Below are 19,846 nucleotides of genomic sequence, written 5' to 3'. Positions count from 1 at the left end.
AAGAGGTCGCGGCCTTGGCTTACCTAGCCATCCGGTTGATCCGCAGGGGGTGCGGAACGACTTGGCAGGTCGCGACGCATCCAAGGCCGATGAGGCCGCCAGGAGGCTCGCTGAGGCGGTTTCTGAGCGCCTCCGGGCGTATCCGACTTTCGGCCCTGCGAAGCCCAGTGGCGGCCATTCTGCGGGCTCTGGCTCAAGAAGTGCAGATCGGTCTTAGCGGCCGATTTGGGTGGAAAGCGGACACTAAGCTAATCCCACAGGTCTCCGGCCTCATCTCCGACTGCCTGCAACTCGGCCGGGTGGGACGTTATCCATCTCTTGGCGCAATCATACTGCGCAAGCACGTCGTCAGTGGAGATCGGACCCTGCACTCGAACCCATGTTCCACCGTCTTTGTTTGGAACCCGCGTGATGACCGGAACGCCACAGCGACGGGCCTCAACTTCGAAGGCGGAGAGGCTCTCGTCGCTTCCCGACACGATCATCAGGGTATGGTACTCAGGCATGTGGTCGCGCGGACCAGGACGACTCGCACAGGCGCCTAGCGAGACTGCAAGCAGCGCGAATACGGACGATCTCATCGAGACAGAGTGACGAGTGCCGCCGTTTGCGTCGGTGGCGTGGCGATGCGCCAAAAGACGACGCCAGCAAGGAACCCGCCGATTGCAAAAAAGGCCAGATTGTAGCTGGCCACATAGGTGGATAGTCCATGCCCGGCCGCGGCGATAACCAGCGCAAGGCCGACGGGCAGCAACGCCAGCAATGCCCCTGTCACTCCATACGTTACTAACCTTTGCGGATGGCGTTTGCCGACCGCAAGGTAGAGCGGAAGGGCAAGAAAGAGTCCAAGCAGATAGAAGAGCAGGCAGATGGCGACGAACATCGACAGAGGATGCTCGAAGATGCCCATGCCCTTCTTGGGCCACATCGCCACCACGACCGACTGAATGAATGCCGCCGGAAATGGCGCGAGCAAAAGACCCAGTGCGATACGCTTCATACTGCTCCCCTGCGTATCAGACTAGCAATGCCGCAAATGTCCGCAATGGGTCGAAACCTGACGCGGCAAGTTTGGGTGGAAAAACAGATACTAGAGCCCGGCGGCGTGGATGCCCGTAAGTGTCGCACGGAAGTTTGCGGCCTACGCGCCCCGTAGTGCACTCTGAAGCGTTGCGCCCGCATGACCATCAACCACACGCGCACCGGCCACGGTAAACCCCTACTACTCGTCCATGGGTTGGGTGGCTCCCGCCGCTCCTGGGATTCGATCTCGATTTCACTTGCTCAGGCAAAGGAAGTAATTGCCCTGGACCTTCCAGGCCACGGGCAAACACCCGAACAAGCGGACAGCGGCACTTTCGATGGGCTCGCGCGCAGTTTGGATGATTGGCTCGGACGCGAGGGCCTCGCGGGCGTTGACATGGTAGGCAGCTCCATGGGCGCGCGTTTGGTGCTCGAAATGGCGCGACGCGGCCGCGCTGGCGCTGTCGTAGCTTTGGACCCGGGCGGCTTCTGGCAAGGTTGGGAACGTACTTTCTTCCGGACCACGATCGCGGCATCAATCCGCTTGGTGCAGGCGCTCAGGCCGGCACTCCCTGTCATTACCAAAAATGTTGCAGGCCGCACCGCACTCATGGCCCAACTTTCTGCAAAGCCTTGGGCGCTAGATCCCGCACTGGTGGCGCAGGAGCTAGAGTCATTCGCAAACACGCGGACTTTTGACGCACTTGTGAAAGACCTCGCCAACGGCGCCACGCAGCGAGGCATCGCTGAAACGCTGGCGCCTGTTGTCATCGGTTGGGGACGAAAGGATCGGCTGTGCCTACCGCGACAAGCAGCTCGCTCGATGGCTGCGTTCCCTAATGCACGGCTTCACTGGTTCGAGGGCAGCGGGCATTTCCCGATGTGGGATCAACCACAAGAAACAGTGCGCGTGATTATGGAGGCTACGGGCCGTTCAAGATAAGGCGGGACTGCGGCAACGATTGGACGAGTATCCATATTGTCTCAAAGAGGCCTATACAAAAATGGCGCTTCCTGGCCAAAGGTGGACCGAATGCAGATGTCAGAAATGGGTCGAAAGCCGCCACTCCATCGCTAGTGGCGAGTTTGGGTGGAAAGCTGCCGTAACTAAACGCCGCCGCCAAACCCGAGAAAATAAGGGAAGAAGACCAGCATCGCGGTTCCAGAAAGACACCCCAGCAATGCTGGGCGTCCCGCGCCACGATTACAAAGCCAAGCGCAGACGACGAGCGTCGCTGCAATTAGCAGTGGGTAGATAACTAAGAACCGAATTTGGGCGCTGCTTGGGTAACCCGGGACATGTTGGGACACGACGCCTTGAATGAGGCTAAATCCGATTGACGCAATGACGAGCCAAAGGACGACCGTTACGCCGACGAAGATATTCGCGCCCCTCACGCACCCTGCTTACTGCGTTGATGAATGGCTGCAATGGGTCGAACGCTGACGCGGCAGGTTTGGGTGGAAAGACAACTCGCTCGTGAACCGCACCTGCAAGCCTACTGCCGCGTCGCGGTGCCTCCCCCGCTTAGGTTCCACCACCAACCCTGGACGATGCAGCCGTTGCTGCCGGCTTCGCTTGTCACTTCCTTGAAGCGGGTGGTTGTGGAGGTGCCGGCGCCTAGCGTCGCGCTTTTGCGAGCGGCGTCGCAATCAGGCGCCCAGAAGCCGCGATACACTGCGTTCGGCACGCCCACAGGTTTAGCCAGCTGCTTCTGGTATTCGAGTTGCTGGTTACGGACTGTCTGGGCATGCGCCTCTAGCTGGCGCTGATAATCGGCCGCCGCTTGCTCTGCCGCCGCCTTCTGCTCCTGCTTCTTGCGCGCAACTTCGTCCTGCGACCGCTTGTATTCCTCGACCTGTTTCCTTTGTGCGGCCAGCTGCTTCTCGTATTCGGCCTGCGCAATCGCAAATTCAGAGTCTGCCTGAGCATTGGTCTTCTTCGGCTTGGCCAACTGGCCGTGCGAAACCGAGGCGCTGTCCGTATTCTTGTGCGCGGTGCCTCGGCTCCGAGACGTGGCACTTGAACTTGCCTGAGCCGAGTCCGGCGGGAAATTCGTGAGGAACGTTATCGACTTGCCGCTTTGTGCGAGGTTGCCAAGATACTCCGAGCGCATTTGCTCGGCCTCTTCCCTCGTCGCAAATCCGTCGCACCGTGAATCCCAGGGGTCTTGCCCACGCGATCCTCGACAAATCTTTCGTAACGAAGGTGAACGGAGCCGTATTCGCCAGTTTCCGGCAGTTCTATGACTTCAGTAAAGTAATACGCTGACCCGACGGCCGCGTGACAATACCCGACCAAGCCAGCAGCTTGTGTCGATCCACTCCAGGTAAGCAGACCCGCGGCGACACCCAACCATTTAATACGTAACATACCCCCCTGAACGCTACTAGCACGATGACCCTACACCGTGGACTGATGTCCGCAATGGGTAGAAACCTGCCATTAACGAACTTTGCTTATTCGACGGCGGGATCGGGGAATATCAAACCCAGGGCGGGTTCCAAAACCTACCGCTACTGCACTCGGTGCATAATTCCTTGGACGAGCGCGTAAGACTTGACGCGATTTGGCGTGGCCGGATCGCCTGTCGAGACCGCTGAATCGTCGCGGGGAATTTGTGACTCGCGCAACATGAACAGTATCGTGTCTCGATCTTGGCACACTGCATAAAGGTTCTGAGTACGAAGCACGGGAGCCGGCCGTGTTTCATTGGCACCCTGTGGTCGGAGCAAATTCACGAAGATGGTGCCCTCATACACATCAAGGGCGGGGTTGAGCGTGAACTCAACCATGCCGTGCAACGAAGCACATCGCTGCAACCAGAAGTTAGTGCCGGATCGTTGTCGAACAAACCCACGAAAACCTGATCTAGCAGCGCTTGAGCGGCAGAACTCGCTTCTTGCGAATTGCCAAATGCAAAGTCCTCTTGGTTGTCGCAACCACCGAAGACGGAGGCGCATGTTCCATCAATAACCCATGGATCGAAAGTCCAGCTAAGGTCGGTGTCGTGTGTGTCGCCATGCGCGAGCGTTGGACTGCCGGCCGCCAGCACGGCAATTGCTGGGGCAAGGCGCCTTATCCGAAGCATGGGGGAAGGATTAGCGAGGCGATCATCGGGTAGAGGATCGCGAGCGCGAATAAGGCGGCACAACCGACGGAGATTGTCGCGACCACCTGGCGCGGGTGATCTTTCGACAAACGCAAGCTTCGCCACGATGCCAGCCCGGAGATGCTGCAGGCGACCAGCCCTAGGGCGCCAGCGATCAGCAGCGGGCCGGGCGCAATTGTTGCGCATTTGTCGAACGTGCCGTCCGATCCGAACTGGTGGACAGCAGCTACGGCAATGATGCCCACAACCAGTCCGGCCCAAGGCATGAAAACTTCGCGGAGAGAGCCGCTCTGCCTCATCGGAACAGCCTCGGCACCCAGTAGATCAGGACGTAGATCGGCAGCCAGGTTAGCCAGACGAACCGCCAGTAAAGCGCATTCTCGTCAGTATCGACCAGACGGCGCGGGTCTTCGCCATGAGGCGTTTTCATCAATTGCCAGAGGACGAGCGTATCGCCCCAATCGGTGACAATGTGCGTCGTGTGCAGGAACAGCAGGGCCCAGATGATTGAGCCGTACGCATTGTCGTACCAGAAAACGTTGAGCGAGTTGAATTCGAAGCCGCGGATGATGACCAGTAGAAGTCCTATCGCTGACATCACCGGCAGCAGCTTCCGGACCGCAGCCACATCGTAAGCGTTAGCCGCCCTCTTGATCATCGTGTTCGGCACTTCGCTGAGGAGCATGACCGCCGTGAATAGGGTCCCGGCGAGCAGGTCCGGCGGCGACCAGGGACGCGGAGCCCACTCCTGCTCCTGCGCCATCAGGAAGAAATACGCAGCCATTGCGAGTGCAAAGAAGGCGCCTTCGATGACCATGAAGGCGATGATCCCCCACCAGGTCAGGCTCCGATAGCTGAACGCATGAGTCCGCAAGGCTGAGAGGTCGTCGGCGAATTCGGGCTCATGTCTCATGAAATCACAGGCTCCCGCTCAGGCGCGGGCTCTTCGGCCAGAACCAGGCGGTGAGCGCCAATGCGACCGGAACGACGCCGACGAGGACGGCCCACGGGCTGAAGATCGAGCAGACGAACATCGCGGTCGTCGCAACTGTCCCGATCAGAGGCCAGGGGCTCGGCTCCGGACTCGGTTCGCGCACATCGGGCTCGGCGGACATGACGGTCGTCAGCACGAGTTCGCGATCTTCAACGCGAAGACCGTGGACGACCGGCAATTTCTCGCCCGCATCCCACAATGGGGTCCGGCTGGAGACGAGAGGAATGTGCGGGAAATTGTATGGCGGAGGCGGGCAGGACGTCGCCCATTCCAGCGACGGCGCGCCCCATGGATTGGGCGCGGCCCTGCGCCCGCTTCGCGCGGAAATGACCAAGTTGACTACAAACAGCAGAACCGCAGTCGATACGACTAACGAGCCTAGGGTCGACAGCATGTTCGGAAGCTCGAGGCCCATGCCAGCGGGGTAGGTATAGACCCGCCTCGGCATGCCGTAGATGCCGGCGATGTGCATCGGAAAGAAGGCCAGCTGAAAGCCGAGGAAGATCATCCAGAAGGCGATCTTGCCCAGCGTTTCCGACATCAGTCGACCGGTCGCCTTGGGAAACCAGTATGTGATTGCGCCAAGCAGCGGAAAGACCGCCCCGCCGATCAGCACGTAATGGAAGTGCGCGACAATGAAGTACGTGTCGTGCAACTGCAGATCGAGCGGCACGGCAGCGATCATCACTCCGGTCAGGCCGCCGATCACAAACGTGAAGATGAAGCCGATCACGTAGAGAAGCGGCACCTTCAATTGCGGCCGCCCTTCCCACAACGTCGCGATCCAGCAGAAGATTTGCAGCCCGGTCGGGATCGACACAGACATGCTTGCCGCAGTGTAGAAGCTGTAGCCGATACGGGGCAGGCCGGTCGCAAACATGTGGTGGACCCACAGGCCGAAGGCGAGGATGCCGGTGGCGACCAGCGACATCACGACGATCGGGTACATGACGATGGAACGGCGAGAGAAGGTCGCGACGATCTCACTGACGAACCCGGTCGCGGGCAGGAAGATGATATAAACTTCGGGGTGCCCGAAGAACCAGAACAGGTGTTGCCACAACAGGGCGTCCCCGCGCTCGGCAGGATTGTAGAAATGGGTTCCGACCAGGCGATCCGACAGAAGCATGCCCGAGGCGAGTGCGACCGACGGCATCGAGAAGATCACCATCAGCGAAGTTACTAATGTCGCCCAGACGAAGATCGGCATTCGAGCCAGGCTCATTCCCGGCGCCTTCTGCTTGAGTATGGTGGCGGTCAGGCTGACCGCCGCCGCCAGCGCTGCGACTTCCGTGAAGGTGATCATCTGAGCCCAAATGTCGACGCGCTTGCCGACGCCGAACTGGGGACCGGAAAGGGGCGGGTAGGCGAACCAGCCGACGTCGGGCCCGACATTCAGCACAAACGCGATCCACAGCAACAGTCCGCCGGCGAGGTACATCCAGTAGGAAAATGCATTGAGCCGCGGGAAGGCGTTCGATCGCGTTCCGATCATCAGGGGCGTCAGGTAGATCTGCATGCCCTGCATCACGGGCACGGCGAACAGGAACATCATCGTCGTGCCGTGCATGGTGAAGATCTCATTGTAGCGCGCGGCGCCGATGAGATCGTTGTCGGGCCTTGCGAGCTGCAGTCGCATCGCGATCGCAAGCACCCCCGCTAATGCCAGGAAGACCAACGCGGTGATCACGTAGCGACGACCGATGTCCTTGTGGTCGACGGAGGAAAGCCAGCCGACGAAGCCGGGAGGATTGCTCCACGTCGTGGAAAGCTTCGTTTCCAGCTCCTCGCCGGTCAGGTTTGGCCCGTCGCGCGGGACGTCCGCTGGAGGCAGTTTCGCGCGTTCCGCCGCCGACTTCATTTCAAGGTCTCGAGATAGGCGACGATGCCGTGGAGATCGTCGGCCTTGAGGCCGATTGTCGGCATGTGGTTACCCGGCTTTTGCGACTGAGGGTCGGCGACCCAGCCGTAGATATTACCGGTGTTCATCGGAAGCGTTCCCGCGGCGATACTTCGACGGCTTGCGAAATGGGTCAGGTCCGGCGCGACCTGACCGCCCGCCGATGTGCCGGAAATGTTGTGGCAAGACGCGCACTCGCGCGTGGTGATGTAGCGATATCCGGCAAGCTGAAGCGGGGTCTTCGGCACCGGCGCAGTTTGCAGCTGAGCGCCATACCATTTCTCGAAATCGGCCTTGCTTTCGACCGTGACGTCGAGCGCCATTTGCGCGTGCTGGGTGCCGCAGAATTCGGCGCACTGGCCGCGGTAGAGGCCCGTCTTGCGCGGGAGCAGCTGCGCGTCTGTCCGGCGGCCGGGAATAAGGTCCTGCTTGCCCGCGAGGTTCGGGATCCAGAAGCTGTGAATCACGTCATTCGATTTGAGCGTGACTTCCACCGGAATGCCGACCGGGAGGTGGATCTCATTCGCGGTCCGGACGCTCTTCGAAACATCCGCCCAATCATACTCGACGTCCCACCACCATTGGTTGGCAGTCACGGTCAGCTTGAGCTGCGGATGGGAGCCGTTGCGGGCGTTGGAACGGTCGGTGAAGAAGCCCACAAGGGTCAGGGCGGTGAGGCCGATCGCGATCAGGGCAGTCCAGCCGATCAACGCTGGACGCACGACACCGGACGTCGCCTGATGATTACAGTCCTCAACCACCATCGCCGTCCTTCGCCGCCGCCAAACGGCAACGATCAGCGCAGCACTGACAAGCAAATACATGACGGTGCAGACGATCATGAACACGGTGAACAGTTGGATGAAGTTGGCATCCTCCGCGCCTTGCCCACCGAACGCGGTCTGCGCGCCTGAGCAACCGCTGAGGCAGAGCAGCGCCAACAATCCTTCCCGCCGCATCACTGCTCGTCCGAGTCCGCGGGCATCAGCGGTTCCCGCTTCGTCTGGGTCTGAGGCGGCGTGTTGCTGACTTCGTCCGCCCGCGCGCTTACGGCGTCTTTGCGCTCCTGGCCGGACAGCGTTCGAACGTAGGCAGCAAGTTGCCACATCTGCTGTTCGGTTAGCCGATGGCGCCACGCCGGCATTCCGTTCGGTCGACCCTGATCGATTGAGGCGACGATTTGGTCTATGCGACCGCCGTAGCGCCACTTGCCGTCCATAAGTGCGACGCCCATTCCGCCGCCGCCGTGAAAGTGGCAGCCTACGCAATTCATCTGATTGTAGAGCATCTGCCCCTGGGCGATGGCCGATGCATTCCCTTCGTACTGGGCGGCTCTCGGATCGGGCGCAGGTGCGTTTCCGGTGCCCGGGTAGACTGTATCGGGCATTGCGGCGGTAGCCGTTTCGCCCAACGGCTTGCCTCTTGTCTGCCGCTCCTCGCGATTGCAGCCCCAAAGCGCTGCCGCCAGCGCCAGGAGCGCAGTGCTATTGCGGAAGCGCAAAGACATAAACCGTCCCACCCCTCGTGGTGCGTTTCTTGAGGTCCTTTACTGCGTTGACGAAGCCGAGCGCGGCGGTCGGATCGCGTTCGTCGAGATCGGCCGAGACGATCGCTCCGGCCCAGCCGCCGATGCCCGACGGCACGGCGATGTACTGTCGCCCGTCGGGGCCCGATAGCTGATCGGCTGGCCGATGATCCCGCTTCCCGTCTTGAACTGCCACAGAAGCTTGCCGGATCGCGCGTCGATGGCTTTGAACCAGCCATCCATCGTTCCGTAGAAGACCAGGCCGCCGGCGGTCGCGAGCGCGGGGCTCCACAGCGGCAGATCTTCCTTGATCTCGAATACCTTGCGGCGCGCCACCGGATCCCAGGCCGTGAAGACACCGCGATTGCCTCCGGGGCCGGCATACATCTTCACATCGGCGCCGACGAAAGGCGTGCCCGGAATATAGTTCGCGTTCTTCGCGCCCATATCCATGCAGATGTTCAGGTGCGGGATGTAGATGAGACCGGTGACCGGGCTGAACGCCGACGGGTTCCAGTCCTTCGCACCCGGCGGCCCCGGACAGATGTTCCGGACCACGCGGCCTTCCTTCGGCTCCTTTTCTGGAGCCGGAATGAGCCGGCCGGTCTTTAGATCGACACCTTTGTAGGCATTGATGAAGCTGTAGGCGTCGGCCGACAGGATGCGCCCATTGCGGCGATCCTGGACGTAGAAATAGCCGTTGCGACTGGGCCGAAGCATCGCCGGGATCCGCTGTCCATTCGGGCCGGGCCAGTCGACGAGTATCGTCTCGTTAATGTCGTCGTGGTCGAAAAGGTCGTGCGGAGTGCTGTGATAATACCAGCGCGCTTGGCCCGTTGAAACGTCGCGGGCGAATACGCCCGCGGTCCATTTGTTGTCGCCCGGTCGCTGCTCCGCGTTCCACGGACCAGGATTGGACGTACCGTAATAGACGAGCTTGAGCACCGGATCGTAGCTGAGCCAGCCCCAGACGGTGCCACCACCGATCTTCCACTGTTCGGGACCCCAGCTCTTGACGCCGAGATCGGTGCCCTGATCCTGCGGATAGGGGGGCGGTATTCGGGACCGATCAGCGCGTCTTTGTCGGGGCCCGTGCTGTAGGCTTTCCATGCTAGCTTGTCGCTTCCGGCATCGAGTGCCGCAAGCCAGCCGCGCACGCCCATTTCGCCGCCCGAATTGCCGACGAGTACCTTGCCCTCGGCGACGAGCGGAGCCATCGTGATCGTCTCGCCCTTCTGAATGTCACCGAGCTTCGTCCGCCAGATTTCCTTGCCGCTGTCCGCGTCGATCGCGACCGTGCTTCCGTCCAGCAGGTTCATGTACAGCCTGCCGTCCAGGTAGAACGCGCCGCGGTTTACTGGACCGCAGCAGGCAACGCCTTTCGCCGCCGCGGCCGGCCTTGGCTCATAGGTCCACTTCGCCGGCGCGCCCGGCCTAGTCAGGTCCAGTGCGAAGACATTGTTCGGCCATGGCGCAATTACGTACATCGTGTTGTTGACGACGAGCGGCGGCGCCTCGAATCCCTCGGTCGTGCCAGTCGAGAAGGTGAAAGCGACCTGCAGCTTGCTTACGTTCTGAGGGTGACCTGACTTAAGCCGCTGAAGCGTGTGGATGCGTAATCCTTGCCCGGCATGGTCCAATTGCCGTCGTCCGGCGGGGACGCCGATGGTGCAGGGATAGCCTTTTCGGCGGCGCCTGTGCCGTACTGCGAAGTGCCGAGATCCGGCTGGTGTTTTCGGATAAGAGTGGAGCCCACCAATGCGATGACGATGAGCATCGCAAGCGCTGCGCAAATCGCGATGGTTGAACGCCGCATCCGGACTCCAGGTACGCATGACACCTGCGCGAAGGCGCAGCACAGAAGCCCCTAAAAATTGCGATTGCCGAAACGGTTCCTACGGCTGTTCACCTAGGTTAGCTGCGTCGGAATTCCCCAACAGCCGTAGGAACTTCGCGGTGACCAGTTCGGTTGACAGCCGGAATGCGACGGAGGTTGTCGATGTCCGAAAACCGGCAGGATCAGGGAAGCAATTCGCGTGCCTGGATTGGCGCCGGACTGGCGGCCGCAACCCTTGGCGCGGCCTTTGTCTGGGGACGCAAAATGCAATCGGAAAATAGCGAAGAAGCAAGCAGCGATGCTCCGCCCCATGTTCTGCGCGGCAATGCTGCAAAGGAAGCGCAGGGCGACCAAACTTTCGTCGGAAAGACGGTCACGATCGGAAAGCCCCGGCAGGAAATCTACGACATCTGGAAGGATTTCACCCGCTTCCCTTCTTTCATGGAGAACGTGCGGCAGGTGGAGCCCATCGATGAAAGCCGCTCCGAATGGCTGATCAAGGGCCGGCCGGGAGCGACGTGAAGATCGTCAGCCGTCTCGTCGAGGACGTGCCCGGATCGCGGCTGGCCTGGGAAAGCGAAGAGGGGTCGGACATCGACACCGCCGGTGTCATCGAGTTCGAAGACGCCCCACCCGGGCGCGGGACCTATGTCCGCTTCCTGATGAGCTACGACCCGCCCGGCGGAGCCATCGGGCGCGGCATTGCTAAACTGCTGCAGAGAGAACCGACGGTGCAGGCGCGCCGCGATCTACGCCGGTTCAAGCAATTGCTCGAGACGGGCGAGGTGAGCGTCAACGCGTCGCCATCGGCCCGAAAGTCCGAAACCCCGACCGAAGCCCGGATCTGAGGAGTATTTCATGCGCGCAGTAACCTGGCACGGCCGTCACGACGTTCGCGTCGACACCGTTCCCGACCCAGAGATCGTCAATCCCCGCGACGCGATCATCCGCATTACATCGACGGCCATCTGCGGGTCCGACCTTCACCTTTACGACGGCTACATTCCCGGAATGCGCGCCGGCGACATCCTCGGCCATGAGAATATGGGTGAAGTCGTGGAGGTTGGGCCCAAAAGTACGCTGAAGAAGGGCCAGAAGGTCGTGATCCCGTTCACGATCAGCTGCGGCGAGTGCTTTTTTTGTCAGAAACAGCAGTTCAGCGCCTGCGACAACAGCAATCCCTCGGAAACCTCCGACGCGTCCGAAGTGCTGATGGGTCACGCAATGGGCGCGGCGTTCGGTTACGCGCATCTGACTGGCGGCTATGCCGGCGGGCAGGCGGAATACCTCCGCGTCCCGTATTCGGATGTCGGGCCGATCGTCATTCCCGACGGCATCGAAGACGATCAGGTCCTCTTCCTTTCCGACATTCTCCCGACCGGTTGGATGGCGGCCGAAAATGCGATGATCGAGCCGGGCGATACGGTGGCCGTCTGGGGCTGCGGCCCCGTTGGCCTTTTCGCGATCCAGTCGGCCTTCATCATGGGCGCGCACCGGGTGATCGCCATCGATCATTATCCGACGCGGCTCGAGCTCGCGAAGCAGCTCGGCGCCGACATCCTCGACTATAACGAAGTCGACGTTCGCGCGGCTCTTAATGAGATGACCGGCGGCATCGGTCCAGATGCGGTGATCGACTGTGTCGGCATGGAAAGCCACGGCATGGCGATCGACAATGTGCTCGACACCGTGAAGGCCCACACCTTCCTGGGGACCGAGCGTCCCCATGCGCTTCGCCAGGCCATTCTCGCCTGCCGCAAGGGCGGGCGCGTCTCGATCCCCGGCGTCTATGGCGGGTTCGCCGACAAGTTCCCGCTTGGCCAGATGATGGAAAAGGGACTGACGGTGAAAAGCGGTCAGACCCACGTCCAGAAATATTCGAAGCAACTGCTCGACATGATTCTGGAGGGGAAAATCAACACGACATTCCTCGTGTCCCATCATGCTGGTCTGGAAGATGCGCCCGACATGTACCGGCACTGGCACGACGACCAGAACGAATACACGAAGATCGTCCTTAAGCCTGGCCTGGAAAAGGGCGAGGTCGAAACCCTCAGGGAGTTCGCTCATGAGCCAGCGTAAATTCGCCATCGTCACCGGAGCTTCGAGCGGGATCGGCCTTGAGCTTGCCAAGCTCGCGGCGGAGGACGGGTACGACCTGCTGGTGGCGGCCGACACGCCTTTCGTGGACGCGGGTCCAGCGCTTGAGGACATGGGCGTGGAGGTCCAGTCGATCGAGTGCGACCTGTCGACGGAGCAGGGCGTTCGCCAACTGCTCGATGCGGCAGGCAATCGTCCGATCGACGTGCTGGTGGCCAATGCCGGTCACGGCCTCGGTCACGCTTGGCTCGACCAATCGGTGGACGAGTGGCGCCATGTTATCGACACCAACATCACCGGCACCTTGTTGCTTATTCAGCCGGTTCTGAAGACCATGGTTCAGCGCGGGGAAGGCCGTGTGCTGATTACCGGATCGATCGCAGGCCACATGGCTGGTTCATTCCAGGCAGTCTACAATGGGTCCAAGGCGTTCGTGGACAGCTTTGCTGCAGCGATCGGCAATGAGCTCAAGGACACAAACCTCACGATCACCTGCCTCAAGCCCGGCGCGACCGAAACGGAGTTCTTCCACCGCGCAGGGCTCGACGACACCAAGGTGGGGCAGGCGAAAAAGGACGATCCCGCGGACGTCGCGAAGGCGGGCTGGGACGCGATGAAGAGCGGCGATCACGCTGTCATCTACGGGATGAAGAACAAGATGCAGGTGGCGGCCGCGGGCGTGATGACGGACGCGACGACGGCCGAAATTCATAGAAAGCAGGCCGAACCCGGCAGTGGGGATGAGTGACTGACTCCGTCTCCGCCAGACCAAGCCCGTTCAGCGATCCCGGTACCTGATCCCGATCCAGACCGTCCGCGGTGTTGCGCGTTCGATTGATCCGTCGCCGCCGATCCCGGCTTTCACGGTCTTGTCGAGAAGGTTTTGGCCGCGGGCGAAAACCTCGACAGTTGACGAGAGTGGAAGGCTGCCGAACGCGTCGAATGTGGTTGCTGAGCGGAGCTTGCGCTGGTTCTGATCGTCCTCGAACTGCGCCCCGACATGCCGCACCTGCAGCGACACGGTCCGCCCATTCTTCGACCATTCAGCCCCGCGGAGAGGACAAACTTCGGAGTTTGCGCGGGCCGCAGTCCGTCGAGGAATGACGCAGCTGCCGTCGCATCGACCTCGGCGTCGGTCAGGCTGGCATCGGCGTGAAGGGTCCAGGGGCCAAGCCTTGCCTGTCCGCTCGCTTCCACGCCGGTCACCTGGATCGCCCTGACATTCTGGCGCGGCCGATAGTCGCCCGCGACAAATCCGACGCCTGGAAAGGTTCCTGGACCACGCCCCAAGGTTACGTTGGCGATAGCGTCGTCGAGACGGTTGGCGAAGGCCGTCATCGCAAAGGTGAGCGGACCTTCCGAAACGTCAACGCCCACCTCGGCGCCCGCAACTTTTTCCGGCTTCAGGCGGGGATTTGCAGCGGTGGCATCCGTACCCGCGCGGAACGGCCGGAACAGCTCATTGAGCGTCGGCATCCGCCAACCTCGATATGCGGCGGCCCTGAGAGCCACGTTTCCCGAGAGCTTATATTGGATGCCAGCGCGGGCCGTCGGCAAGGTGCCGCTTCGCCGGGGAAGTGATCGTCCCGCGTTGGCGGTCCTGCGGCGAGCGGTCGCTCGAGCAGGCTGCCGTTCTCGACAGTCCAGCGATCGATCCTGCCGCCGGCAGTCAACAGCAGGCGTCCGCGTTCGTAGCTCGCCTCGCCGAACAGGCCGATCGTCTCGGTCCTCCCTCCCGCAATTCGTCGGCGCGTCGGCTGCCCAGCGACGTACGCGTAGAGCTCCCGCGATTCGCCGGTGGTGATCCTGCCATCTGAACCGGTGCGAAAGTCCACGCCGCCGGATCGCGGCGGCCGAATTTCTGCGCTGAATCCGAATCCAGACGAAGGCACCGAGTCCTGCAGCGAGGCTCGCGACACGGTCGTGCGGTTTTGAGTCACGCTCGCGAAGCTGCTGCGGAAGTTTCGCCACTGCGCGTAGGCCAGTGCGCTCCACTGCCAGACGCCGCGCCCGACCAAACGCAGGGACGTATCGAGACCTCGTGTTCGGTTGCCGCTGAAATCCGTTCCCCGATCGCGCCGGTCGACGAAAGCGAGCCCTCCCACCTGCGCTTCGATCGTCCCCGACAGAGGCGTAATCCATCGCGAGCGGATGCTGCCTTCTTGGTAGGGGGCCTGCCGATCCACGGTGCCGCGTGTCGAGGAAGTGATCGGAACGAAGCCGTCGCTGCGCGACGCCTGGGTATCCAGCGTGAATTGCGATTGTCCGAACGAAGCGCCTGCATAGACATGTCCGCGCACGGACTGGCGGGATCCCCTTCGAGCGACGCTGCAACGCCTTCCGCTGTCAGGCTGCGCATTTCGATGACCCCGCGAGTGCACCGGAGCCGTAAGGCACGCTTCCACCGCCGCGGGTGACGCTGACGGATTCCAGTCCAGCGGGATCATAGGCCGCCCAGTTTACCCAACCGCCGAACGGATCCGCCTGCGGCACTCCGTCCAGGATCAGCAGCGCCCGGCTCGATGCATTTCCGCCTAGCGCACGCAGAGTCACACCCTGGCTCGTTGGATGGCCGCTGGTCGAATCAGAACGGCGGAACAGTTGCAGCCCCGCGACCCGCTTCAGGATTTCGTCCAACTGTTGCGACGGCGCATCGCGCAGCTCTCCACTATCAATGACGTGGGTCTGGAAGGCGCGGCTGGAAATCGGGTCGGACAATGCCCTACCCGTGACGACGATGATTTCTGGGGGTGGCGGCGGCACATCCAACATCGGACACGTATCGCTTCATGGCCCGAAAAGTGCCAGCGGGCTCCTTCTCGCGAGTCCGCAAAAAGCAGCTATCGAATCAGGTCTCAGATCGAGCTGATGGGCCGGAGATGCGTCGAACCCGATTGTCCAAAATCGCTCAATTCAGAGGGTCTGCCCTGATATACCGGCCAATGAATGGCTTTAAGTTGTTCGGCGAAAGGAGAGCGGGAAAAATGAACATGCAAAAGGGACTTGCGGAACTGATCGGAACATTCTGGCTGGTGTTCGGTGGCTGCGGAGCGGCAATTTATGCCGCGGGCTTTCCGGATCTTGGTATCGGGTTTGCCGGGGTGGCGCTTGCGTTCGGGCTCACTGTCCTGACGATGGCGTTTACGATCGGGCGGATTTCGGGTTGCCACCTCAATCCAGCGGTGACCGCGGGTTGTGGGCGGCCGGACGATTCCCCGGCAAGGACATTCCGCTTTATGTAATTGCGCAGGTCGTGGGCGCGACTCTGGCTGCCGCCGCTCTCTATTATATTGCGTCGGGGGCTGGCGAGGTCACAGGCCTCGCGACCAATGGCTTCGGGGATCGATCGCCAGGGGGCTTTTCGTTGGCTTCATGCTTCGCGGCTGAGGTGCTGCTGACCTGCTTCTTTCTGATTGTCATCACCGGCTCGACGGAAGACGCGGCAACAGCCAGCTTTGCGCCGATCAGCATCGGGCTCTGCCTGACGCTCATCCACCTCATCAGCATCCCGATCACCAACACGTCGGTGAACCCCGCGCGCAGCACCGGGCCGGCACTGATTGAGGGAGGGGAAGCGATTCAGCAGCTCTGGCTATTCTGGCTAGCGCCGATCCTCGGCGGGCTTGTGGGCGGATATCTTCACCGCCACGTCCTCAAGGCACGCGCCGACTCCTGACGCGGACGCGGATTGCGTGCAGAAAAAAGCGGGATGAGCGCCTGTCGCCGAATAGCGACTAGGCGCTCATTCCTACTAAAGTTCGAACTCGCTGGCGCCGCACCCAACTAGGGCGCGGTCACCACAACGTATTGGACGCTGCTGCCGTAATAGCTGGGCTGGTACCAGACGCTGCCGCACTGATAGTAGATCACCGAGCCGCGGTAGACGGTCACGCAATTAGCGGGCAGCGTGCGATAGTAGCTGCCGATGACGGCCGCCGTCGCAACGGCTGCCGTGGTCGCGACCGCGGCACGCGCAACCGGGTGATAGTGATCGCCCCAATCGTAATCGTAGTGATGGTCGACATCGATGTTGACGTCGCGATCGACGTTCACGTTGCGATTGATGTTAGTGTTGTGATTGCCGTTGTAGTTTCCGTTGTAACGGCCGCTCGAGTTGATGTTGCTGCGCGACGAACTGCGCACGGACATGTCGCGTGACGGCGAGCCATGGACGGAGGCGCTCACGCCGCCGCGGCGGCCTCCGGCAGACATTCCGACGGAGCCGCTGACCCGGCCCCGTGCGTCCGCTTCCCAGGCTGAGAGGGTCGCAAGGGCGAGAAAGGAGCCGCCAATGGCCAAAGTCTTGAGTGCGGTCATCTTCATCACTTGTCTCCCTTCGCTGCGGCTGCAGCGTCGTCAGGCATGGTCGCGATCGCGATCTCGTGGGTTCCCTTGGGCGGGCTGAAGGTGAAACTTGCTGCCTTGGCCGCTTTGGCGGGGACCCAGGTATAGACCGCCGTGTACTGCGGCATTGCGGGATCCTCGCGATTGGTTACCACCAGCTTGCACGGAAGGCCGCTCCCGCCTTCGTCCAGCCAGACCTGCCAGTCGATCGCCGGCTGTCGAACGGCGTAATGCGTACAGATCTTGCCGTTCACGCTGTCGGCGCCCACGCGGAAGGCCGTCTGCACACGCTCGACGACTTTCGGATCGGTGCCCCAGTCGGCCAGCTCGAACAGCGGGATGGCAATGTCATACTTGCTGTCGGCGAGATCGATGATCTCCCGGATCGTTCCCGGGGCGGGGAAGCTGGCGAAGAAGCCGAGGTTCGGCGCGAAGATCGTCAGCGTCTTTCCGTTATAGAAGATCTCCCGATCGCGCCGCGCTGAATGAATTGTCGCTCGCAGCTTGTCGGGACGCTGGACAATGAGCGTCGTCGTACCGCCAAATTGCAGCTTCTGTCCGGAGCTCAAAACTTCTTCCGAAGTGACGTCGGAGTGGACTTCAGCGACTTCCAGCTTCCGGAGCGCCGCGCCCATCTTCTCCAGCGCGGCCATCGCTTCCGGATCACGGTCCGGCGCTGCCGCGGGTGCGGCGGCCGGTGCAGGGGCCGCGGCCGGTGCGGCATCCTGCGCGAGCGCTGGGGTGGCGAGGATTGCGCAGGCCCCCATCGTGCCGGCGACGATCAAGCGCCGCAGAGCGCTATCGGTATTGCTGGGGGTTTCTCCCAGTCGGATTGAGGCTCTCGTTGCCACGGTTCTGCTCCTGAAATCACGCTGATCGGATCAGCACCGCATCGAATTGCGACAGTCACTATGCTTGCGGAATCGGGGGATTCCCTGAGTTCGCGTGGCACGGCGAACATACGTCCGCCGATTGACCAAAATGAGCATTTTCAGCGTGTCAGCAGCGATCCCGACAGCTTGATTGCCTTGGCTCCCGATGGCTGCAAGCCGGCCGGGGAGAGGAACAGGAAATTGATCGCTAGCAGCAGGACCAGGGCAAGCAGATTCCAAAATGCGGCCGTCATGAGCTGACCCAGCATGCCGGAAGGCGCGGCGAGCGCCTCTCTCAGGGACCGCATTATCTAGAAGCCCTTCATGGTCTCGGCGGACACTTCCCAGCCGCCTTCGACGCCCGGGGGATCATTCCGCCCGGATCTTCGCCGACCTCGTCGTCGATGAGCTTCGTCATCTTGTCGTTCATTGCGAGGATCAGGTCGTTCGCAGGCTTGTCACCTGCGGCGAGATTGCGCGCTTCGAGCGGGTCAGCTTCGAGATCGTAAAGTTCGATGTCGTTGAAAGCGTGGATTTGCTCGAGTGTGCCCGGACGGTTGTGCTGCATCGGCGAGAAGTAGCGGGCGAACATGTATTGCCCGTCGAAGACCGCACGGATCGCGCCGCGCTTGCGCAAGTCGGGAACGATCCCGTTCTCCTTGAGCGTCTTCGGATTGCCACCCTTGTGAAGGAATTCCAGCGCGCGGTGGGCGAAGTTTCCGTCGACGTAGGCGAGCATGTTGAAATTATAGAGCGCGCCGTCCCGAACATCGTTGATGCCGGCCGCATCGCCCTTCGCCAGTGCCGGGCTGATGTCCTTGCCCGGGAGGGTCTTCTTGATCGCGTCCTTCTTCTCGGCCGCGGCGCCAGTCATGGAAATCAACGTCGGCGCAATGTCGAGGTGGGAGGTCAGCGCGCGGCATTCCTTGCCGCCCTGGATGTCCGGGTGGACGATGATCAGCGGCACATTGTTCTGTTCGCGATATGCAGTGCCTCCCTTGGCATGCAGGAAGTGGGCGCCGTCGATGTCGCCGTGATCGGCGGTCAGCACGATGATCGTGCGGTCGGCCAGGCCCGACGCGTCCAGCTCCGCGAGCACTGCAGCGATATTGCGATCCGCATCGCGCAGGCAATTGAGGTAATTGTTGTGACGTCTGCGCCAGGCTCCGTCGTCGCCTGGGCGACCTGCGCGACCAGCACGTCGTGCGACTGGATGTAATCACTATGGCAGGGCGGGCGGCCGGCTTCGTCAAGCGGCTGATAGTGTGTGGCTGGAAGGTCGAACTCCCATTCCTTCGCGTAGAGCGGATCGTCCGGATTGCGGCGGATGGGGGCGATGCCCGGTTGCGGACCGGGAGGCGTGCTTGGATCGGTCGTGTCGAAGAACATGACGTCGTGCGGATTGACGAAATTCACCGCAAGGAACCACGGCTTGCTCTTGCTCGCGAGTTCGCGGCCCTTTCCGCGCATCCAGCTGCCGGCCATCGCTGCGGTAATGCCGTCGTGCAGGTATCCGCCCTGCTCGTGCGCGATGATGTCGCCGATGCCGAAGTAATCGGAGAAACCGTAGGCCTCCATTTCGGCGGTGAAGATCTTGGTCGGGAGCCGAGTTCGTTAACCTCCTCGAACTCCTTGGTCATGTGCCACTTGCCCTTGTAGGCGGTGTAGTATCCGGCCTCGCGCAGCATGTCGCCGATGGTCGCTTTGTCAGAATCGAGGCTTTGGATCCACGGGAAGTTCGTGTTGTCGAACATCTTCGTCTTCTGGATATGCTGGCCGGTGTAGATGACCGACCGGGAAGACGTGCAGACGCACGATGCGATGCGGTGGTTGGTGAAATAGGTGCCGGTTTTACGCAGGCGTTCATGGGCCGGGAGCTCGAAACCGATAGGCAGCTCGCCGGGCCGGAAGTGGCGTTCCTGGTCAGTCAGGATGAACAAGATGTTATAGGGTTTTTCCTGTGCCCCAGCGACTTCATTTGCCAACGGATCTGCTCCTGCCTCACACCGAATCCGGCGCGTGTTGGCGGAGACGCTATGGCTCCGGCGGCGCGGAGCGGAATCGGGAGATTCCCTGAGAAGCAGCGTCCCTGGGAGCAAACCTCCCGGAGTGGGGAAGGGGAGTCTGGGATCCTCCGG

At 61.6% G+C, this 19,846-nt stretch carries 22 protein-coding genes and 4 pseudogenes; 6 read left to right on the top strand and 20 right to left on the bottom strand.

What is annotated here, in order from left to right:
• Positions 1–248: 248 nt before the first annotated feature.
• Both H9L15_RS04655 and H9L15_RS04650 read right to left on the bottom strand, forming a co-directional pair.
• Positions 249–506 carry a type 2 periplasmic-binding domain-containing protein gene (locus H9L15_RS04655; protein ID WP_187715339.1) on the bottom strand — a complete coding sequence of 86 codons (258 nt, stop codon included), beginning with the start codon at positions 504–506 and terminating at the stop codon, positions 249–251.
• Between the two features lie 71 nt (positions 507–577).
• The gene (locus H9L15_RS04650; protein WP_187715338.1) at positions 578–1,000 is read right to left on the bottom strand and encodes a hypothetical protein; all 423 of its coding nucleotides are present in this window, start codon (positions 998–1,000) and stop codon (positions 578–580) included.
• 180 nt (positions 1,001–1,180) lie between these two features.
• On the opposite strand from H9L15_RS04650, the gene H9L15_RS04645 reads away from it, so the two are divergent.
• Complete coding sequence (locus H9L15_RS04645; RefSeq protein WP_187715337.1) at positions 1,181–1,966, top strand: alpha/beta fold hydrolase; 786 nt, start codon at positions 1,181–1,183, stop codon at positions 1,964–1,966.
• A gap of 556 nt (positions 1,967–2,522) precedes the next feature.
• Here the strand turns inward: H9L15_RS04645 and H9L15_RS04640 are convergent.
• The 9 genes and pseudogenes from H9L15_RS04640 to H9L15_RS17030 all read right to left on the bottom strand — a co-directional run bounded on the left by H9L15_RS04640 (position 2,523) and on the right by H9L15_RS17030 (position 10,371).
• Entirely contained in the window at positions 2,523–2,978 is a 456-nt protein-coding gene (locus H9L15_RS04640; protein ID WP_187715336.1) for a hypothetical protein, read from the bottom strand.
• 1,124 nt (positions 2,979–4,102) lie between these two features.
• The gene (locus H9L15_RS04635) at positions 4,103–4,402 is read right to left on the bottom strand and encodes a hypothetical protein (RefSeq protein ID WP_223276510.1); all 300 of its coding nucleotides are present in this window, start codon (positions 4,400–4,402) and stop codon (positions 4,103–4,105) included.
• Between the two features lie 29 nt (positions 4,403–4,431).
• Positions 4,432–5,049 (bottom strand): cytochrome c oxidase subunit 3, encoded by a 618-nt coding sequence (locus H9L15_RS04630; RefSeq protein ID WP_187715334.1) that lies wholly within the window; start codon positions 5,047–5,049, stop codon positions 4,432–4,434.
• 4 nt (positions 5,050–5,053) lie between these two features.
• A complete protein-coding gene (gene ctaD, locus H9L15_RS04625; RefSeq protein WP_187715333.1) occupies positions 5,054–6,991 on the bottom strand; it encodes a cytochrome c oxidase subunit I in 1,938 nt (645 codons plus the stop codon).
• Positions 6,988–7,971: a cytochrome c oxidase subunit II gene (coxB, locus tag H9L15_RS04620; RefSeq protein ID WP_187715332.1), complete on the bottom strand. Its 984-nt coding sequence runs from the start codon at positions 7,969–7,971 to the stop codon at positions 6,988–6,990. The genes ctaD and coxB overlap by 4 nt, the downstream gene beginning before the upstream one ends.
• A 17-nt stretch (positions 7,972–7,988) precedes the next feature.
• A complete protein-coding gene (locus tag H9L15_RS04615) occupies positions 7,989–8,537 on the bottom strand; it encodes a c-type cytochrome (RefSeq protein ID WP_187715331.1) in 549 nt (182 codons plus the stop codon).
• 39 nt (positions 8,538–8,576) lie between these two features.
• Positions 8,577–9,665 carry a PQQ-binding-like beta-propeller repeat protein gene (locus tag H9L15_RS04610; RefSeq protein ID WP_223276509.1) on the bottom strand — a complete coding sequence of 363 codons (1,089 nt, stop codon included), beginning with the start codon at positions 9,663–9,665 and terminating at the stop codon, positions 8,577–8,579.
• 29 nt (positions 9,666–9,694) lie between these two features.
• Positions 9,695–10,195 (bottom strand): annotated as a pseudogene (locus H9L15_RS20170) (outer membrane protein assembly factor BamB family protein); the annotation flags it as partial.
• Entirely contained in the window at positions 10,123–10,371 is a 249-nt protein-coding gene (locus H9L15_RS17030; protein ID WP_223276738.1) for a hypothetical protein, read from the bottom strand. The gene H9L15_RS17030 and the pseudogene H9L15_RS20170, both read right to left, overlap by 73 nt.
• Before the next feature lie 285 nt (positions 10,372–10,656).
• On the opposite strand from H9L15_RS17030, the gene H9L15_RS17025 reads away from it, so the two are divergent.
• Genes H9L15_RS17025 through H9L15_RS04595 form a run of 4 tightly spaced genes read left to right on the top strand, consistent with a single transcriptional unit; the run spans position 10,657 to position 13,240 of the window.
• A complete protein-coding gene (locus H9L15_RS17025; protein WP_223276508.1) occupies positions 10,657–10,914 on the top strand; it encodes an SRPBCC family protein in 258 nt (85 codons plus the stop codon).
• Positions 10,911–11,240 (top strand): SRPBCC family protein, encoded by a 330-nt coding sequence (locus tag H9L15_RS17020; protein WP_223276507.1) that lies wholly within the window; start codon positions 10,911–10,913, stop codon positions 11,238–11,240. The genes H9L15_RS17025 and H9L15_RS17020 overlap by 4 nt, the downstream gene beginning before the upstream one ends.
• Before the next feature lie 10 nt (positions 11,241–11,250).
• Complete coding sequence (locus H9L15_RS04600) at positions 11,251–12,474, top strand: zinc-dependent alcohol dehydrogenase (protein WP_187715330.1); 1,224 nt, start codon at positions 11,251–11,253, stop codon at positions 12,472–12,474.
• Entirely contained in the window at positions 12,461–13,240 is a 780-nt protein-coding gene (locus tag H9L15_RS04595; protein WP_187715329.1) for an SDR family NAD(P)-dependent oxidoreductase, read from the top strand. The genes H9L15_RS04600 and H9L15_RS04595 overlap by 14 nt, the downstream gene beginning before the upstream one ends.
• A 30-nt stretch (positions 13,241–13,270) precedes the next feature.
• Here the strand turns inward: H9L15_RS04595 and H9L15_RS19380 are convergent, their stop codons facing one another.
• The 3 genes and pseudogenes from H9L15_RS19380 to H9L15_RS04585 all read right to left on the bottom strand — a co-directional run bounded on the left by H9L15_RS19380 (position 13,271) and on the right by H9L15_RS04585 (position 15,210).
• Complete coding sequence (locus H9L15_RS19380) at positions 13,271–13,513, bottom strand: TonB-dependent receptor (RefSeq protein ID WP_317617584.1); 243 nt, start codon at positions 13,511–13,513, stop codon at positions 13,271–13,273.
• Positions 13,514–13,593: 80 nt separating this feature from the next.
• Positions 13,594–14,634 (bottom strand): annotated as a pseudogene (locus H9L15_RS17015) (TonB-dependent receptor domain-containing protein); the annotation flags it as partial.
• 204 nt (positions 14,635–14,838) lie between these two features.
• Positions 14,839–15,210, bottom strand: a complete 372-nt coding sequence (locus tag H9L15_RS04585) for a TonB-dependent receptor (protein ID WP_223276505.1) — start codon at positions 15,208–15,210, stop codon at positions 14,839–14,841.
• A gap of 71 nt (positions 15,211–15,281) precedes the next feature.
• Here H9L15_RS04585 and aqpZ point away from each other — a divergent pair.
• Positions 15,282–16,168, top strand: a pseudogene (gene aqpZ, locus H9L15_RS04580) (aquaporin Z).
• 107 nt (positions 16,169–16,275) lie between these two features.
• Here aqpZ and H9L15_RS04575 read toward each other — a convergent pair.
• The 6 genes and pseudogenes from H9L15_RS04575 to H9L15_RS20165 form a co-directional block, all read right to left on the bottom strand.
• Positions 16,276–16,815, bottom strand: a complete 540-nt coding sequence (locus H9L15_RS04575) for a hypothetical protein (RefSeq protein ID WP_187715326.1) — start codon at positions 16,813–16,815, stop codon at positions 16,276–16,278.
• A complete protein-coding gene (locus H9L15_RS04570; RefSeq protein WP_187715325.1) occupies positions 16,815–17,621 on the bottom strand; it encodes a DUF2092 domain-containing protein in 807 nt (268 codons plus the stop codon). The genes H9L15_RS04575 and H9L15_RS04570 overlap by 1 nt, the downstream gene beginning before the upstream one ends.
• 206 nt (positions 17,622–17,827) lie before the next feature.
• Positions 17,828–18,016 (bottom strand): hypothetical protein, encoded by a 189-nt coding sequence (locus H9L15_RS04565; RefSeq protein ID WP_187715324.1) that lies wholly within the window; start codon positions 18,014–18,016, stop codon positions 17,828–17,830.
• Between the two features lie 14 nt (positions 18,017–18,030).
• Complete coding sequence (locus H9L15_RS17010) at positions 18,031–18,807, bottom strand: sulfatase-like hydrolase/transferase (protein WP_262984913.1); 777 nt, start codon at positions 18,805–18,807, stop codon at positions 18,031–18,033.
• Complete coding sequence (locus H9L15_RS17005) at positions 18,753–19,286, bottom strand: hypothetical protein (RefSeq protein ID WP_223276737.1); 534 nt, start codon at positions 19,284–19,286, stop codon at positions 18,753–18,755. Before H9L15_RS17005 ends, H9L15_RS17010 begins: the two co-directional genes overlap by 55 nt.
• Before the next feature lie 116 nt (positions 19,287–19,402).
• Positions 19,403–19,648: pseudogene (locus H9L15_RS20165) on the bottom strand (hypothetical protein); the annotation flags it as partial.
• Between the last annotated feature and the right edge of the window lie 198 nt (positions 19,649–19,846).

Source organism: Sphingomonas daechungensis, from assembly GCF_014489495.1.
GTDB classification, from domain to species: Bacteria; Pseudomonadota; Alphaproteobacteria; order Sphingomonadales; family Sphingomonadaceae; genus Sphingomicrobium; species Sphingomicrobium daechungense.
The sequence above is the reverse complement of the archived record's forward strand: the minus strand, read 5'-3'. Positions and strand labels throughout refer to the sequence as shown.